The sequence below is a fragment of the Paenibacillus sp. 7523-1 genome (genome assembly GCF_002276415.1).
GTDB lineage: Bacteria > Bacillota > Bacilli > Paenibacillales > Paenibacillaceae > Paenibacillus > Paenibacillus illinoisensis_A.
Map to the genome: position 1 here is coordinate 282263 of NZ_NPBR01000024.1, position 17433 is coordinate 299695.

At 47.1% G+C, this 17433-nt stretch carries 13 protein-coding genes and 2 tRNA genes; 5 read left to right on the plus strand and 10 right to left on the minus strand.

The window, feature by feature from the left end; genetic code table 11:
• Positions 1 to 59: 59 nt before the first annotated feature.
• Positions 60 to 1262 carry a DUF2087 domain-containing protein gene (locus tag CHH60_RS24845; protein ID WP_095361650.1) on the minus strand — a complete coding sequence of 401 codons (1203 nt, stop codon included), beginning with the start codon at positions 1260 to 1262 and terminating at the stop codon, positions 60 to 62.
• A gap of 317 nt (positions 1263 to 1579) precedes the next feature.
• Entirely contained in the window at positions 1580 to 3553 is a 1974-nt protein-coding gene (locus CHH60_RS24850) for a methyl-accepting chemotaxis protein (protein WP_095361651.1), read from the minus strand.
• Positions 3554 to 3862: 309 nt separating this feature from the next.
• On the opposite strand from CHH60_RS24850, the gene CHH60_RS24855 reads away from it, so the two are divergent.
• From CHH60_RS24855 to CHH60_RS24865, 3 genes are all read left to right on the plus strand, one after another.
• Positions 3863 to 5221 carry a serine hydrolase gene (locus tag CHH60_RS24855; RefSeq protein WP_095361652.1) on the plus strand — a complete coding sequence of 453 codons (1359 nt, stop codon included), beginning with the start codon at positions 3863 to 3865 and terminating at the stop codon, positions 5219 to 5221.
• Positions 5222 to 5484: 263 nt separating this feature from the next.
• Positions 5485 to 6900: an N-acetylmuramoyl-L-alanine amidase family protein gene (locus CHH60_RS24860; RefSeq protein ID WP_095361653.1), complete on the plus strand. Its 1416-nt coding sequence runs from the start codon at positions 5485 to 5487 to the stop codon at positions 6898 to 6900.
• 35 nt (positions 6901 to 6935) lie between these two features.
• Complete coding sequence (locus tag CHH60_RS24865) at positions 6936 to 7493, plus strand: GerMN domain-containing protein (protein ID WP_095361654.1); 558 nt, start codon at positions 6936 to 6938, stop codon at positions 7491 to 7493.
• 85 nt (positions 7494 to 7578) lie between these two features.
• On the opposite strand, the gene CHH60_RS24870 is transcribed toward CHH60_RS24865, so the two are convergent.
• The 4 genes from CHH60_RS24870 to CHH60_RS24885 all read right to left on the minus strand — a co-directional run bounded on the left by CHH60_RS24870 (position 7579) and on the right by CHH60_RS24885 (position 13000).
• A complete protein-coding gene (locus tag CHH60_RS24870) occupies positions 7579 to 9084 on the minus strand; it encodes an MBL fold metallo-hydrolase (protein ID WP_095361655.1) in 1506 nt (501 codons plus the stop codon).
• On the minus strand, positions 9081 to 10766 hold the full coding sequence (locus CHH60_RS24875; RefSeq protein WP_095361672.1) for an ABC transporter permease: 1686 nt from the start codon (positions 10764 to 10766) through the stop codon (positions 9081 to 9083). Before CHH60_RS24875 ends, CHH60_RS24870 begins: the two co-directional genes overlap by 4 nt.
• Positions 10767 to 10844: 78 nt before the next feature.
• Entirely contained in the window at positions 10845 to 11912 is a 1068-nt protein-coding gene (locus tag CHH60_RS24880) for an ABC transporter substrate-binding protein (RefSeq protein WP_095361656.1), read from the minus strand.
• Positions 11913 to 11986: 74 nt separating this feature from the next.
• The gene (locus CHH60_RS24885) at positions 11987 to 13000 is read right to left on the minus strand and encodes an ABC transporter ATP-binding protein (protein WP_095361673.1); all 1014 of its coding nucleotides are present in this window, start codon (positions 12998 to 13000) and stop codon (positions 11987 to 11989) included.
• A 399-nt stretch (positions 13001 to 13399) separates the two neighbouring features.
• On the opposite strand from CHH60_RS24885, the gene CHH60_RS24890 reads away from it, so the two are divergent.
• Positions 13400 to 14317 carry a LysR family transcriptional regulator gene (locus tag CHH60_RS24890; RefSeq protein ID WP_095361657.1) on the plus strand — a complete coding sequence of 306 codons (918 nt, stop codon included), beginning with the start codon at positions 13400 to 13402 and terminating at the stop codon, positions 14315 to 14317.
• A 128-nt stretch (positions 14318 to 14445) separates the two neighbouring features.
• Positions 14446 to 15303 carry a CYTH domain-containing protein gene (locus tag CHH60_RS24895; RefSeq protein ID WP_095361658.1) on the plus strand — a complete coding sequence of 286 codons (858 nt, stop codon included), beginning with the start codon at positions 14446 to 14448 and terminating at the stop codon, positions 15301 to 15303.
• Positions 15304 to 15544: 241 nt separating this feature from the next.
• Here CHH60_RS24895 and CHH60_RS24900 read toward each other — a convergent pair whose 3' ends face one another.
• The 4 genes from CHH60_RS24900 to CHH60_RS24915 all read right to left on the minus strand — a co-directional run bounded on the left by CHH60_RS24900 (position 15545) and on the right by CHH60_RS24915 (position 17420).
• Complete coding sequence (locus CHH60_RS24900) at positions 15545 to 15973, minus strand: hypothetical protein (protein ID WP_095361659.1); 429 nt, start codon at positions 15971 to 15973, stop codon at positions 15545 to 15547.
• A gap of 499 nt (positions 15974 to 16472) precedes the next feature.
• Positions 16473 to 17078 carry a short chain dehydrogenase gene (locus tag CHH60_RS24905; RefSeq protein WP_095361660.1) on the minus strand — a complete coding sequence of 202 codons (606 nt, stop codon included), beginning with the start codon at positions 17076 to 17078 and terminating at the stop codon, positions 16473 to 16475.
• Between the two features lie 183 nt (positions 17079 to 17261).
• Positions 17262 to 17332: transfer RNA gene (locus CHH60_RS24910), tRNA-Gly, on the minus strand.
• A gap of 14 nt (positions 17333 to 17346) precedes the next feature.
• Positions 17347 to 17420: transfer RNA gene (locus CHH60_RS24915), tRNA-Pro, on the minus strand.
• Positions 17421 to 17433 lie beyond the last annotated feature (13 nt).

Consider the following 17433-nt stretch of genomic DNA (forward strand, 5'->3'; position numbering starts at 1 on the left):
AAGTCCATAACCTGTTAAGGTCATGGACTTGGTAAGCCCGAAATAAATATGCTGTGGAATTACTGACTACTACCTTTTTTGTCCCCGTGATAACCTTGTTCGCCGTATGGCTCAAGCTGATCCATCCAACGATCCAAACATTTGGCAAGTGCATCCTTGGTGTCAAAATAGGGGTTATCCTCTTTTTTCAATACTTCCAGCACTTCAATCGTAAACGCATCATCACCGTATTCATTCCATTCCGCCTGCAGCTGCTTGTTCAGATGACTGCCCATTTGCAGCATGAATTTCTGTCCATTGATCGTTTTCAGATTCAATGTGCTATCCAGGTAGACTTTACCGTTGCGTTCATTTCGAATCTGGTATATTCCAGCCTCCGTCTTGATTTCCTTGGCCTGCTCCTGAAGTTCTTTGCGCCGATTCATTTCTTCGTTCTCTCCTTTCCCGCTTCCCGTTTCCGTTTGTTTATTATTCTTCTTCTCTTCTTGCTCTGCCGAGAGATTTAACCAGTACTGACTGCCGTCCTCTTCACGATTCAGGAAACCGTAGTCGATCAGATATCTCCTCAGTTCCACGTAGTCCTCATAGATTTGTTTTAAGACCTCGTTAACCTGTTTCTCGGTATAGTGGCGTTTTGGCTCGAACCGTTTGGCGATTTCAGTGAGAACGATATATTTATGCTTCTGCTGCATGTGAAAACTCGACAGCGGACCATCTGTACCTTCTGGAAAATACTTGGCCAGCACTTTTTCACGATCCTGTTCCGAGATATCAAACTGTTTATAGTTGATCGTATGCACATGTCTTGTGACAGGCAGTACGAGCTCGGCAGGAGCATAGTCATCTTTGCTTTTTAGCAGTTCCATTAATGCCAAAAAGATTTTGGCCTGCCGTTCTTTCTCCTTCAACACAAACCGGTGATTCCGAATGGTGGACGCACTACCGATCCCCAGTGCCTTCTGCACTTCGGTATCCTTCTTCCCTTCATAAAACTGCCCAAGTAACCCCCGCTGCACGTCGGATAGGCCTGTTACACTTTTATCCAGCTCCAGCAAGTATTCAAAAACAGATCCATGGGCCTTCTCGATATGAACACGCATATATCTCTCTGCCTCATAGAGAACACCTTCCTCGGGATAGACAATTCCCGCCTCTGTTTTATAGCCACAGCAGATACATGTAAAGGTTGGCCCTTCCGCGAGATATCCCCGCTTGATCTCTTCGAGCGTGGCCGTCTGCAATAATGGTTCCGATGATTTCATTGGACAAACTCCTTTTTATGCTTTTAATAGATATCCCAATCGACAATTAATACCACTCAATAATTCGATATAAGTTTGTTTGTTTATTTATAGATATATTATAATTTTGTTTGTTTAAAGTCAATGGCCATCTTCTGTATGCTCTCTTCTCAATGAGTTAAGCTCTCCATTGAGGTTACCAGGGCATACTTATTCCAATAAAAAAAGACTACAGGGAATTGACCCTGCAGTCTCGTTGTCATCGTCATGCTGACGCTGGTACTCTACGGTTTATCCCCTTTCTAACTCAGAGGCACCGCTTTATTCAATTTAATCGGTTATAGCTTGAAACGTTCAATCATGCTCTGCAGATCTTCAGCCATTCGAGACAATGCGGCAGAGGAAGCTGCCACTTCTTCCATCGTGGCAAGCTGCTCCTGTGCTGCAGCAGAGCCATCCTCCGTACCGGATGCGATCTGATCAGACAAGACAATGGTATCATTGACCGCTTTGGTTACGTGATTCATTCCTCCATCAATCTGACGGGATGCGGCAGACACTTCTCCAGCTTGAGCAGCAACGAGCTGCACCGCATCTCGAATGGTACGGAACGCATCGCCCGCTTCGGTAATCAGCTCCGAACCTTTCACCATACCTTCACCTGTACGTGCAAAGGTGGACTGCACTGCGTACGTTTTCTCCTGCATTTCACGCATTAACTCATTAATCCGCTCGGCAGAACTTCCTGAATTGTGAGCCAAAGCTTTAACCTCATTGGCTACAACAGCAAATCCGCGTCCTTGCTCTCCAGCTCTGGCAGCTTCAATGCTCGCATTCAACGCGAGAATATTGGTCTGTTTCGCAATGGTGGTAATTTCGGTAACGATCTGAATAATCTCTTCATTTTTTGCCCGGAGATCCTCAATGACTGCCGCCATGGCTTCACTCTCTTCGTTGACCCGCTGAATATGAGCGACCGCTTCTTCCACGGTTACCATTCCGGCTTCGGACTTGTTCGAAGCTTCCCCTGCAATGCGGGCCGTCTCTTCGGCGCTGGAAGAGATTTCTTTGACACCAATGGACATCTCTCCGACAAGCTGACCCGTTGCCGCAAGACTGTCATTTTGTTTGGTCGTTCCTTCCGCTGCGTTCTGCATCAGCTCGGCAACCTGTTCTGTGGCTTTGGACGTCTGTTCCGAACTGGCCATCAATTCCTCGGAAGACGCTGCAAGCTGGCTCGACGTATCATGCACCTCTCCAAGAACATTGCGCAGCGATGAAGTCATGGAATCAAAGCTGTCTCCAAGCTGTCCAAATTCATCCCGCCGCTTCAGCCCAACACGAACCGTAAGGTCCCCGGCGCTGACCTTGGATGCGGCCTGGGTGAGCTGCTGCAATGGACGAACAATTCCTCGGATGATGAATATGAGCAGGATTATACCGATGATTAGTGAACTTCCCACAAGTGTATAGGTTCGAATCATAATCGGTCTAACTGCTTCATCTGCTTCGGAAGGCAGCATCTCACCAACGATTTTCCATCCCGTTGCCGGGTTGGTAAAGTATACAGCTTCCACTTCTTGTCCTTCATACGTATACTTCACGGTTCCTCTGTCGCTCGTGTACATTTGATTAATATAGTCTTGATCTGACTGCACACCTGATTCGATATTGTAATGGAACAGGAACTTTCCGCCATTGTCCAACATGTACAGCTTTCCTTCTTCACCAATATGAATCTGATCTACGTTTTCTTTTAAGTGGTTAAGACTAACATTGGCTCCAAATACACCTTTACCATCAGCCAGCTTGGCAGAGGCAGTCACGACCCACTCTCCTGTCGTTGCCGACTGGAATGTATCCGAAATAATAGGTTCATTGGATGCCATGCCCATCGTATACCAGCTGCGTTCCCGCGGATCATAGATCTGTTGCCCAGGATCAGGAGACTTCATCCAGCTTCCATCCTCGGCACCGATGGTCAGCACGCCCAGTTCTTTATGGTTTTGAGACATATCATCCATTTGTTTTTGCAGTGCAGGCGATTTATTAATAACATCCTCAGAAGTAAAACCCGCAGCGAGCTGTGCGGCGTTATCTTTCTCCATGTTGAGCATCTGATCAATCTGTAAACTGAGCATCTCTGTTTTGGCCTGTGCAGAATGCAGGAGTTCTTCTCTAACCCGTTCTGCGGCTTTATCGTAAGATAACCAACCAACGGTGATGCTTGGCACAATCAAAAACAGAAGCAGCGCCGCGACCAGACGTTTTTTTACGGTTGGCGCAAACCATTGTTGAAACCTTTTCTTCATATGAACTATCCCCCATCATCATCTTCACCTATCTTTTTATCGGACGAACATCATGAAAACATTATGTATGAATACTAAATATCATCGAAATTCTATTATTTTTGTTAGGCTCTTCTATTCTCTTGTTCTCCATCCATTTTGACCCTCTCCGCGAGATCGTTTACAATATTTTAAGCTGGTTATTCATGAAAAGTCTGGAAGGAGAGGATTCAAATCACACGCAGATCGCCTCACGAGCATCAATCGGTTTCCAAGGCCTATTTATCCCTGTTTCGTATTCTGCTCGCGTTCATTCTGGTTGCAGGGCCGATGCTGGGACAATTCAGCACATCGATATCGGCTGCACAGAACACGAAAGCAGTTCTTATTGAAGTGAATGGCGAACCACAATCCTGGAAGAATACACCTCAGATCTATAACGGATCAACGTACGTACCCCTTAGGGATGTCGTCCAGTCGGTGAAGGGTTCCTTGAAATGGGATAACCGTACCAAAACAGCTACCATCACCGTCGGAAGAGATACTTTGGTTCACCAGTCCGGCAGCGACTCGATCAAGGTCAACCATGTTCGCCTGGATGCAGGCGTGAAATCCCGTACGGTTAACGGTACGCTTATGGTACCTGTCCGTCCTATGGCTAATGCCCTGAAAGCCGATATAAAAGTCGGCCGTACCTCATCTGGTCAGATGAGCGTGAACATCCAAACGGACAAAGTCAGTTTGCTGGACAAGGAAGTGACCAGCGTGGATGCTTATTTACGTGAAATTCAATTCCCTGGCATGGCCCTAATAGCCCGCAATGGTGAAGTATTGCTTCGTCAAGGATATGGACTGGCCGATGAGAAAACGCTGAACCGCCCGGACCAGAAGACAAGAATTGCTTCACTGAGCAAATCCTTCACGGCAGCTTCCATTCTCAGCCTCGCGGAAGATGGCAAGCTGAATGTAGAAGATCCCATCTCCAAATACATCTCTGGTATTCCGAAGGGTGACGAGATGACTCTGCATATGCTGTTATCTCAAACTTCCGGGCTTCCGTCTGCATTTGGTCGGGGTGAAGGAACCTCACTGGAAGAAACGGTAGAGGAGATCCGTCACAAAACGCTGAAGTTCGAACCGGGCACTGCCTATCTCTACAGCAATAGCGGCTATGTGCTGCTCGCCTATGTCATTGAACAGGTATCCGGCATGAGTTATGCCGACTATGTTCAACAAACGATTCTGAAGCCGCTCGGCATGAAAAACTCGGGTGAGGCATCACGCAAGGTCAAAACTATCAGTGGTTTCGTTGCAGAAAATAACAAGTGGGTGCCTGCTCCTTATTACGTGTCACAATCGGGATCAGGGACGATCTATTCGACGGTTGACGATATGCTCAAATGGGACCGCGCACTGTACACCGATCAGATCCTCAGTCAGGAGACGATTGAACAGATGTACAAGCCCTATTCGGACAAAAATTACGGCTATGCCTGGATTCTCAAGGAAAAAGGCGATAATCGCACCGTCTTCCACAATGGCAGCGGAGGCGGTTTTGCCACAGCCTTCTCTCGTAATCTATCAGACGACGTAACGATTATTCTGCTTGGTAATCATACGGGTATGGATATGACCTCTCTGATGGATGAAGTAGAAGCTCGCACGGCCAAAGCATTGAAATTGCAATAATTGGTCTATTCGCAGTACAAGAGACGGCCCTCCTTAGGGTCGTCTCTTTCGTTTATATAATCCATGTCATGGTTGGGAGATGGAGTCACCTATCATACTAGATCTGAGCACTAAAATTAAATAATCTATAAAAGAAACATTTTTACAATTTTGTTGTTTATATATTGTAGTAAAATTATGGGAGATGAATTGTTTTTTACCGATGGGAACTCTGAATTTCCATGTCGGTGAGTTACAAGCTCTAAAAATGTTGAGGTGTATTCATGAAGAAAATAATTGTATTTATGTTTCTGAGCCTGTTCTTCCTTTTTCTGTTTCCTATTCAGGGAAATGCCGCTGCAAACACGTCTAAAATCTTCTTGAATGGAGAGCAATTGTCTCTTCCGAATGACGTTCAGGTGACCATCGTCAATAAAAATGTCATGATCCCGATCCGAGTCGTTGCAGAAAATTTGAAGTTTGATGTCGACTGGAATCAACAAGCCCGTCAGGTGAAGATACAGCAAAATGAGAAGGTAATATCTCTCACCGTTGATCAGAAGCAAGCCATGGTTGCTGACAAACAGGTTACCCTGAATACGGCTCCACAAATTTTAAACAAAACGCTGGTGGTACCCATTCGTTTTGTCAGTGAACAGATGGGGCTTAGCGTAAAGTGGAACAACCAGGAGAAGATCGTATACTTAACTGGTAGCAGTAATGAGTCCGACGAAGCATCTGGAGATGATCCTGGAGGTAGCGACACCACGTCGTTAACCCATGTAACAGATATTGTTTTTGCCGATAATCAGCTTGTCGTGTCCATGGATGGGGAACAAGTGCAGCCTGTCATATCCACCTTGAAGAACCCGGATCGACTGGTTGTGGATCTGCCTGGAACGGTCTTTGGTGACCTGGCACAACCGCTTGATCAGGGGTTTAACGGAAAGCTGGATGTAACCGGATATCCCAATGTATCGGAAGTGAGATACTCCCTATTTAAACGAGATCCCGGACAAGTTCGGATTGTGGTTGAATTAAACAATGTAAAGGACGTGCAGTTCGATCACAACGTGATTGCCGACAAGCTGCTTATCGATCTCAACCTTTCGGGGGACAGCATAACGCCCGTGCCAGTGACTCCCGTCATCGATACAGGACGCAAAGTCGTCGTGATTGATCCAGGTCACGGAGGCAGTGACCCAGGGACCATAAGTATCACCAATAAACCGGAGAAGGAATACGTTCTGGCATTGGGTCTAAAAGTACAAGCTCTTCTGCTCAATGAGCCTGATATTGATCTGGTCATGACACGTGACAGCGATATCTATCCCACACGTTCCGAGCGCGTTCAACTGGCGAATGAGTTAAATGCGGATGTCTTTGTCTCTATACATGGCAACAGTGCAACATCCTCACCTCAGGCATCAGGTACAGAAACCTTTTATTATCAGCGCAGCAGCAGCAAGGACCTGGCCAATATCATTCATGAACGTTTGGTGAAGGCTCTGGGATTCAAGGATAGGGGTGTCAAAAATGGCAGCTTGCAGGTGATACGGGAAACCACCATGCCTGCTGTGCTCTTGGAAATTGGGTTCTTGAGCAATGCTGCTGAAGAGAAGGCCATGTCGTCCGAAGAAGTTCAGGCGAAAGCTGCACAAGCAATAGTTGATGGAATCAAGGAATATCTAGGGATATAAAATATAACGTTATACCAAACGAAGGATGTGATTTGTTGAAACGAAAGATGGGATACGGACTACTATTCTTGTTCATTCTTATTATGGCCGCAGGGTGTGCCCAGAAACCAGTGAGTGAATCCGGAACGAATGAACCCAACCATTCCGGAAGCGTACAGCCTTCCAACAATGGTGGGACTCAGGTTGAGCCGAATAAGGAAGAGAAGCAGACTGTTGAAGTATACTTCGCCGACACACAGGTGCTGGAACTGGAAAAAAGAGAAGTTGAGCTGGAGTTTGTAGGGAACGACGAAAAATACAAAAAAGCATTTGAAGCCTTACAAAACAATGACGATACTGAGCTGGTCTCTCTATGGGAAAAGGTTGAACTGCTCTCCGTCCAATCTGCCGAGGATACGTTGACTTTGGATGTTCATATCCCCGATGAAGCCAAGCTTGGCAGCAGTGGAGAATTGCTGGCCTTGGAAGCTTTAACCACGACGATGTTTCAGTTTGATGAAATAAATCAATTGGAAGTGCTTGTAGATGGTGAAGCACTGGATAGTCTGATGGGTCATTCAGAACTTGAGCACCCCATTCAACGTGAACCCTAGTCCTCAATGAAAAGAACGTCCCTAAGGACGCTCTCACCTGATCCTTTATGGCATTATAAAGCATTGATCTCATCTAATTTCATGTTTAGACATATAGCTCATCCCCGGGAGACAATGAATGTAACTCTGCTTCCGGTGATGGGCTATTTTTGAGCAAGCCCTCTCTCAGTCTGTCCGTCTCGGCCTTATCTGCATGCACAAGCAAGGTATGCCGAGCAGGCACCCGATGCAGCATTCTCTCAACATCCAGCCAGCCCTGATGCACTTTATAACGAATCTTCTGCACCTCACAGACCCCATGCTCCGCTGGATTCTGTGCTAGCTTCTGTGCAAAGGTGCCAACAGCCGCATGCCCGGTGAGCAGGATCAGGTTCTCACCACTCTCCGCCAGCTGGCTATAGTACCAACGGGCAAGCGAAGATTGCATCATGCCGTCGGGAATAAACCATAGGGAAGCACCATATTGATTCAGCAGTCGCTCCCGATCCTCCTGACCTTTGGGCAGGTGCCAGGATTGTCCCGTTAAAAATCGTTCAATGGCTCCCGTTAGCGAACCCTCAATATGTTTCCCCTGTTCTCTCAGCCAATATGGGGCACGTAGCAGCTGCTTCATGCCATCTAGTAGCCCCTGCTCGACGATCATCGGAACGCCAGGGAACTGCTCATGTGCCCACAGTATGATCTCTTGACCACGGCCTACCGAAGGCATTGGGAGCAGAACCTTACCTCCCCGAGCAATGGTCTGGCGAATGGCACGGTCCAATTGTTCCAACTTTTCCGCCTGCGTATCCCGGTCTGTTCCATATGCAGCATCCACAATCGCCAGATCCATCGGTTGATTCAAGCTGCTCTTTGTAAACGAAGGAGTCAAGGATATCTCGGAAATTCCAGGATTCTCAGTTACTATCGCTAGTTCTACCCGCGGTTCTCCAGCAAATGGTATGCCATCACTAACAGCCAAGCCTTGAGTCAATCGCGAATTATTCATACGGCTGCTTTTGTTCTCCCTGCCCCGGAACAGGCTTGCCAATCTCAGCGCCTCTGCCGCACAATCTTCCTGTAAAAGCATGGACTCGGATGTATAGTCTCCGGAGTAGAAGATCCGTTTACCCTCCATCTCAAGTGCAAACCATACCGATCCGGCAAGGTGGCCACTGCGTCCCCATAACACGTGCAGACCAGGAATCATCTCGAACCAGATCCCGGGCTTCGCCTGATCCTCCAGATACCTGTAACGTATGGACTCCACGTCTGCTTCCCCATAGGGAAGATCATGTCCTGCACGCTCCAGATTGCTGCGCCACGCCCGGAAATAGGTGTCCAGCTGCTCCCTTGTCTCACGCGTCGTCCATACTTCACCCTGATAGCCCATCTTGTATAATAAAGGAATAGCAACGGAATGATCCTCATGCGCGTGGGACAGCAGAACAGCATCCAGCGTTGATACAAGTTCAGGCTGGATAAGCGGGTATGCTCCCGCTTCTTCTTTTTTCACGCCACAATCCATTAAAATGTGAGTTCTGTCTCCGCTCAAGAGATAGGCGGAGCGGCCATGCTCGCCTGCCCCGCCCCATACGTTCAGTTTAATCATGATGCATTCCACTTTCTCTTTGAATTCAGTAGTTCAATGCCGAGCAGCATCAGTACGGTCATCCCAACCGTTACAACAGCCATGGCCATTCCGAGCGAGACCTGACCTTGTTCAAACTGTGCAAAGATATACGTTGCCGATGTCTGCATGGACGGCGGGAGAATCAACAATGAGCCTACGAGCTCACGTGTGGCAATGGTGAATGTCATCATCCAACCTGCCAGCATGCCGGGAATGATCAGCGGCACAAGAATACGCCGAAGAATATACAGCGGCTTTCCGCCAAATACCTGGCCTGCCTGAAACAAAGTTCCGTCGATCTGGGTGAAGCTCGATTTCACGTACTGCACCGTATAAGGCAGAAACAGTACGACATAGGTCAGAACCACCATCCCGTACGTGTTATACAGGGTGACAGGCATCCAAGGTGAATTCCAGAACAGGATTAGACCGACGACCATGACAATGCCCGGTACGGTGTTAGGCAGCAGGCTGAACAGATCAATGACCCGCTGCATGAACGAGGATGACTTGCCAATAGCCAGCGCAAATCCTGTACCAATCACAACCGCAACGGTAGAAGCGGCGAGGGATAATCCCAGGCTATTTCCGATGGCTTTCATGCTAACCGAGCCCCAGGAGAGCAGCTCCCGATAGTGGTCCAGTGTTACATTGTCCAGAGACAATCCGGCCCCGCGCAGCTTCATCGTCGACGCAGCAATAATGGAGAAGTATGGAATACCCACAGAGAGTATGAGAAGTACCGCGAGGTACAGACCGCATATCCAGCCAGCTCCTCCGCGAAGGGAATAGCGTTTGGAGCGTTGCCCTTTGCCTCCCACCAGACGGTACGTGAACTTGCGACTCATGGCAGACTGCATGTACCACATGACGAGACATACGGACAACAGGACCGATGCCAGTGAAGTGGCCTTACCGAAGTCAATTGGCCAGCTAGAGATATATTTGTGGATCTCCGAGGTCATGACATAGTAACCGATACGGCGGCCGAAGGTGGCCGGAGTTCCGAATTCCGCAATCGTTTTGACGAAAACAAGCATGATCCCCATCCCGTAGGAAGATAACAGTAAGGGTAATATAATGCGTCTAAACCGGTATCCTGCTGGTGCCCCGTGCACTGACCCTGCCTCTTCCAGATTGCCCCCGATGCGGATCAACGCATCCCGCAGCAGCAAGTACAGGAACGGGAATAAATGTAAGCTCATAATCAGCACCATGCCCCAGAAACTGAAGAAGAGCTCGCTCCATTTCTCAGCTGATGGCATCCACTGCTGCAGGTATCCTCCTTTTTGCATAAATAATATCCAGCCCATGGAGCCGATATACGGTGGTGTCATGAACGGAATCATCAGGATCACATCCACCCAGCGGTGCTGGCCCATTCGGGTCTTGGCCATCATCCAGGCAAGCGGCAGGGCCAGCAAGGTGGTGACGGCAACAACACAGATGCCGAGCCAGACAGAATTAAGCAGCACACCAGACAAATGATGACCAGTAATCGTCCGGATCGGAGCCATCCAGTCCCATTGTCCATCCGGATACACGCTCTGCCAGAAAATCAGCAGCAAGGGTACGCCAATACTTATAGTCAGCAGAAAGAGGGCCAGAATCACGCCCACTCTCCGAAAAATACGGTTGTTGTCCAGTACAACAGGTTTCACTGATTTCACCTCACATGACTTCCACCAAAACACCCGTCACACGTGTTGCCGAATGTTCTTCAGTTTGTTTCAGCAGTCTTATTTGAAAATCTCGGAGAAACGAGCCGCTGTCTCATCACCGTGTTCACTCATCCAGTTCCAGTCCACTTTCAGCTGCGGGATATCTTTCAGATTGGCCCGATTGGTCGCTTCAATATCTTCACGGCCCGGAATCAGGTACGCATCAGCAACCAGCTTCTGTGCTTCATCAGACAACAGATAGTCGATAAACGCCTTGGCGTTTTCTACATTCGGGCTCGATTTCAGAATGGCAGCCGGTCGTGGGCTGATTACAGTCCCTTCTTCTGGATATACGATATCCAGGGGTTCGCCTTTATCCTTGGAGGAATATGCCATGTAATCAACACCTGCTGCAACGATGCTTTTGGCTCCCGTAATTACCGGATCAAGAGCTTCCTGGTTAGCACCCGCCATGGCCACACCGTTCGCTTTGTAGCTGTCCAGCAGATCCCACCCTTGGTCACCGTTCACACTCAGGTACCCTGTAATGAAGTCCAGTGCAGAGCCAGACAACGTTGGGTCGGGGATATTTACAGCGTCTTTCCATGCTGGTGTAGCGAGTTCAGCCCAGCTTGTCGGAGGCGCAGACACCAGCTTGGTGTTGTACACAATTCCGAGTGCCGAAGCACTTGAACTGAAATAGTTACCTTCTGCATCTGACCAGTCCTTGTTCAGCTTGTCGGCATTGGCTGCTTCAGGGTATGGGAGGGTCAAACCTTCAGTCTTGAGTGCCTGTGCTGAAGGCAAAGAGGCAAGAATAACTACATCGGCCACAGGGTTTGATTTCTCTGCCTCCATACGGGCGAGAATTTTACCGGTTGTCCCCTGGAACATCTCTACTTCAATCCCTGTTTTGGCTGTAAACCCGCTCACGATATTATCTGCCAGCTTTTGCGGCCCTGCACTATAGAGCACCAGTTTGCCGCCGGCTGTTTCAGTTGGTTGTGCTGCTGCGGCACTGCCTTCTCCCGCAGATTGTCCTGCGTTTCCAGCGGTTGAATTCGTACTGCATCCGAACAAGCTAATGCTCATCACCGCTGTTAACAGCAGCATTGCGCTTTTTTTCCGTGTTTTCATTCCCAACATCACATTCCATCTCCCTTGGTTATATGTTTTTTCGAGTAAACTTAACATTTCTTCTCATTTCCTCATTCAAGCATCTAGTTCGCTGCAGCTATAACTTCCCGCTTCGCATCCATGCTATCCTGCCCGTTCATACGGCAGATACGCTCCGGCGAGATATACAGCTGAACCTGCTCACCTACGCGGACCCTTCGATCCAGGTAAGCCGTCCATATGCCTAGCCCTTCCATTTGAACCCGTATCTCATAACGCTCCCCTACATAGCTGACACTCATTACCGTGGCCTGATAACGCAGGTCGTCATGACTTGTCCTGTTCCAGGTCACATGTTCCGGCCGTACCATGGACTGATTCGGTGTCAGCCAGTTGGATTTGCCGATAAATGAAGCAACAAAAGGATCGCTTGGCGATGAGTAGATCGTCTCGGGACTACCTTTTTGTAATATCCGCCCCTTCTCCATGACCACAATCTCATCTGACATCGACATCGCCTCAACCTGATCGTGAGTGACATATAGTGCGGTTAGCCCCATATCCCGAACGAGAGACATCATCTCAATCCGCATTTCTTCTCGCAGTACAGCATCAAGTGCACTAAGTGGTTCATCGAACAGAATTACACCAGGTCTTACGGCTACCGCTCTGGCAAAAGCAACCCGCTGCTGCTGTCCACCGGACAGCTGATGAGGATAACGATCTTCCATGCCTTGCAGGCGAACCATGCCAAGTGCTTCGGTTACCTTCTGCCGTAAATTTGCTTTCTGCTTTCCGGCCCTCAAGCCAAATGCCACATTTTCATATACCGTCATATGCGGCCATAATGCAAAATCCTGAAACACCATGCCCAGATTACGCTTATGGGTGGGTACATCAATCCGCTTGGCAGCTGAGAAGATGCACTGATCACCCGCAACAATCTCTCCCGCATCCGGCTGTTCCAGTCCGGCAAGCATCCGCAGCAAAGTGGTTTTGCCGCAGCCTGATGGACCAAGCAGCGTTGTAAACTGACCATGCTGAAGCGTTAGATCCGTGGGCAATAGTGCAGGCGTGCGATTGAATGATTTTTGAACTCCTGAAATCTCCATTTTCATAAGCATCCCTGCCTGTCTTCTTGTACTGTACTCAGTCTAACTCCCGCTCTCGCGAGTTGTATGTTAGGAATGTAAAAATGAAATTAACTTTTTAGATGAATTCTGTTGATGTTCATAGATTAAATCTATATAAGGTGATTCAAATTCATTTTTCATATGGTTACTTCGATTACACCACCATCTTCTGATTGCTGTTATCCCCGGATTCCCTAGATTCTTTTTTCTAAGGGAGATATCAGGGGATAAAGGCGAAGCGTATGCTTCCGAGTAGCTTTCTTTCAGAAAGCTTTTAGCTTCGCTTTTTTCAGATTGGTCCTGTACTCTTCGTCTTTATGAAAACAAGCATTAAATCATCTTATATTATGGAGGCCCTGGATAAGGGAGAGGAGTGTGAGTTCGTTGAATCTGATTAAACTGCAAATTGTAGAGCTGATTGACAAGCATCATCACATGACCAGCGTCGCAGAGATACTGGGTATCAAGCAGCCCACGGTTACTTTTCATATGAAATCACTGGAAGAAGAGATGGGAGTGCGATTATTTGAGTCGCGCAGCGGGAAGACGTTCCTAACAGAGGCTGGACAGGCCCTCCTTCATTATTCCGTTAAAATTAATGCCCTGACCCAGGAGGCGCGCCGGGTAGTCAAAGAATACGACAGCCTCTACCGGGGCACGCTTCACATTGGGGCGAGTTATGTACCTGCAACCTATCTGCTGCCTCCGATGCTAAATACATTCTCACAGGAGTTTCCCGGTATTCGCATTGTGTTATCGGTCAAACCATCGCCTGTTATTCGCGAGATGTTAATGCGGCACCAGATTGATCTGGGAATAATCTCTTCCGAACCGTTTGTTGGTCCGATTCTTCAAGCCGATCCGCTATGCGCAGATGATCTGGTATTAATCTGTGCTCCTCAGCATGCTCTGGCTAGTAGAGAAGTGCTGGAGCCTAACCATATCTCTCAGATTCCTTTCGCCCTGCATGGGAACGAATCAAGCACTCGCCGTTTGACCAACCAATGGCTGGAACAACATGCTGTGCGGCTTCGCAGTACGGTAGAGATGGACTCACTCGAGGCAATCAAGCAGCTGGTTCTGCTCGGAGGTCATATTTCATTCATGTCGCGCATGGCCGTCCAGTGGGAGGAGCAGCATGGCTTGATTCAAGTCCTGCCCATTCCCGGGGAACAAGCACCTAGGCATATATACACGGTACATAATAAGGATCGACATCCTTCGGTTCAAATGAATCGGTTCAAGGAAGTTCTTCAAGAAGGAGTCACGGGCTCTCCTTCATTTCTTGGCGTGATCCCATAAAAACTCTCATTCGCCATTCATCAAATCTATGCAGGGTTAACGCAATGCTCGTCCAACGTTAATCACTTTCATATACTCGGGCGCTAAAGTGGGTCTGTACATTAATCCAGCCTAGGGAGTGATTGGTTTTGAAAAAGTGGAAAAAGGTAACAACCTCATTGATGCTGAGTATTGTCACATTGGGGAGTAGTCTGGCGTTCCAGGCACCACAGGCTTCAGCGGCGGCCAATGCCGTACCTGCCTACGAAGTAAAGTTTCTGGCTAAACCGGAGCTGGTATTGAACTCTGATGGAACGCCTCGCAGTGAAGTTATTCAGACGTTGTCCCTGGATTCTACACCGAGAAACATCAGCGCTGAGTATTTTGACACCAATGCTCTGAATCTGAACCAAGCAGGATGGGATGTCCGTTTCCGGAAGAAGGATGACAAAAACAACTATGAATTGACCTACAAAAAGCGCTATCCCGTAATTAACGGTGACATTAACGCTGCACTGACCTTGGCTAATCAAGAGGGATTTGATGCATCAGATGATAACTATGAGGCTGAGATCGATTGGGGTTATGGCAAACAAACGCTGAGCTTCTCCAATACCAAAAAGGTGGATACCAAAGCTACAGGCGTTCAGCTTCCTTCCGAGAAGGATGCGCTCGATATGCTGCTGGACAAGCTGCCAGGCAAACTGAAAAACTGGTCCTCTTCCAACTGGGGTAAACAAACGCTCTCACAATCCCGTGCTCACGGCCCTGTAACGTTCCAACGCTATGAAGGAACATGGAATGGACAAGAGCTGACGTTTGAAGTATGGCCTATTCGTAACGCAGATGGGACAGGTTTCGAGAATCTTGTAGAGGTTTCTTTCAAAACCGAAGATGATGCAGCCGTATCCGGCCTGCGTACCGAGCTGCTGCAAGTGTTGGAAAGCAACAACTGGCTTATACCTGCCGATGGCTTGAAGACTCAAACGATTTTGGAAAGATACTAAATTTAACTGCCTGAATTGCAAAGCTCCTCTCCCTTAGTATGGGAGAGGAGCTTTTTGCGTAACAAATTGAAGAATTTCAAACATCTATTCTTTGCCGATACCATAGGGTCTAACTTAGTTGAGGCTCTTATGATCTGCTCAATACTTGAAGAATATCGACTATGTATCCTCTCTTACCATGTATACAGCTTTATATAATTGTACTTGAGCTGTGCATTTCATATGTTTAACTCCAAAATTTTCAAAGTCTTATAACGCCGTCATTTGAGTTTTTCGTAAATAATTCTCGCTCAATCTCCCACAGAAATGCTTTACCCTGTGCAGGTTTCGTAAATCTTAGCACAATCGGTCGTACCCTACCATTCATCTCGTAGTTAATTACCAGATACTTTTTGGAGCCCAAGTTATCGTGTGGATGTCGTACACCCCACACTTTATTCAGTGAGAGCTCAAAAGTTTGATGACCAGTTAGTACATATAAATATCCATTTCCTAATAGCACATCTACCAACTTACCTTCAGAAACTTGGGGCAAACCTGATTGGTGAATTCCGACTGCATGCAATCTAGCTGTATACTGTTGCTTTAGTCTTTTTGAACGATTTGTTGTTCTAATTCCGTATGCCGAAATAAATATAATGAAGATAATTAAAATAATAATGAACCCCATTTTTAAAACCTCCTATGTATTCTCCCGTGGTTATTGTAAGAGTAACAAAAGTGGCTAGGGATTGAAAACAAATATCACAAAAATCAAACCACTGTCGCATTCCTGCGTCTGAAAAAAAGATAAGCGTTTGTTTTTCTCCACCATCCCATCCACACCTTTCTCCAGTTCTAGTTATGTTAGTGCTGGTTACGAGTTTGGATTCAATCCCGATGCCATTGTCACTCAACTTGAGGCTGAAAATCCGGAACGAAAGAATGCAGAAATTTCTATTGAACCGTTGTCCGAAATTCAAAACGACATGAATACTAGTTTTCTTTTTCTCGAAAAATCAAAAGGACATTAATAGGCTTAACCTTCTAATGTCCTTTGTTTTTTTATTGTGTCGAGGTATATACTCCAATATAAATTATCCTGCTTAGCAGCTTAGTTTCTAATGGATGTCATACGCTATCCGAGAAAAGCCTTTCTATGGTTCAGCGACTATAAATCATTCGGCCCTTCAGTATACTTTAAAGGTTTGTGCTGTTTCGATGCCCAGCGCACTTTGAATAAACGTATTAGCCACTCGTTCCACAGGTACCGGGTTAAAACCAATGAAAAAGTCTCTATATTTCTCAGCCGACTCTTCAAACAAATTAGGGCTGACCGAATTCAAACGAATACCTCTTGGTAATTCGTAGGCTGCCGCTTTGGCAAACGCATCGATTGCCCCGTTGGCCATAGCACTTGAAGCACCTTGTGCAATAGGATGGTCCTTGATAATACCACTAACCAGCGTGAAACTCCCATTGTTATTGACATAGTGTTGACCAATCAACACGATATTGACCTGACCCAGCAATTTACTCTGTACACTGATCATGTTGTTCTCAGGGGTCAGCTCTTCCAGTTTGGCATAATGTGTCTGCCCAGCAGCGACAATGACGTAATCAATATTTTGCACAGTATCAAAAAGAGCCTTAATGCTGTCCATTGAAGTTATATCGACCTGATAATCACCTGAGCTTCTGCCTGCTGTAATCACTTCTACAGACAGCTCATTCAACTTGGCAACAATCGCCTTTCCTAACGTTCCATGTCCTCCAATAACAAGTGCTCTTTTCACACGATTCCTCCTCTTTAGATCTGAATCATCAATCATCCAGGATATTCCTTTATCTATCCATTTAAACAAATTCATCCGGGAAGAGCAAATTACTAAAGTCTGAGCTGTTCATATAAGATGAAGTGCACGTGAGATTATAAATAAATAAAAAAACCTCCTGCACAAGGCAAGAGGCTTACTGTAAGCGGGTGATGGGAATCGAACCCACGCTATTAGCTTGGAAGGCTAAAGTTCTACCATTGAACTACACCCGCATAATCATAAAAAATCGGGATGACACGATTTGAACATGCGACCCCCTGGTCCCAAACCAGGTGCTCTACCAAGCTGAGCTACATCCCGATATTAATGGAAA

What these genes read in the sequence shown, in the direction of transcription:
- CHH60_RS24845 (WP_095361650.1), bottom strand. Translation starts at nt 1,262, where the DNA reads ATGAAATCATCGGAACCATTATTGCAGACGGCCACGCTCGAAGAGATC.
- CHH60_RS24850 (WP_095361651.1), bottom strand. Translation starts at nt 3,553, where the DNA reads ATGAAGAAAAGGTTTCAACAATGGTTTGCGCCAACCGTAAAAAAACGT.
- CHH60_RS24855 (WP_095361652.1), top strand. Translation starts at nt 3,863, where the DNA reads ATGCTGGGACAATTCAGCACATCGATATCGGCTGCACAGAACACGAAA.
- CHH60_RS24860 (WP_095361653.1), top strand. Translation starts at nt 5,485, where the DNA reads ATGAAGAAAATAATTGTATTTATGTTTCTGAGCCTGTTCTTCCTTTTT.
- CHH60_RS24870 (WP_095361655.1), bottom strand. Translation starts at nt 9,084, where the DNA reads ATGATTAAACTGAACGTATGGGGCGGGGCAGGCGAGCATGGCCGCTCC.
- CHH60_RS24880 (WP_095361656.1), bottom strand. Translation starts at nt 11,912, where the DNA reads ATGTTGGGAATGAAAACACGGAAAAAAAGCGCAATGCTGCTGTTAACA.
- CHH60_RS24885 (WP_095361673.1), bottom strand. Translation starts at nt 13,000, where the DNA reads ATGAAAATGGAGATTTCAGGAGTTCAAAAATCATTCAATCGCACGCCT.
- CHH60_RS24900 (WP_095361659.1), bottom strand. Translation starts at nt 15,973, where the DNA reads ATGGGGTTCATTATTATTTTAATTATCTTCATTATATTTATTTCGGCA.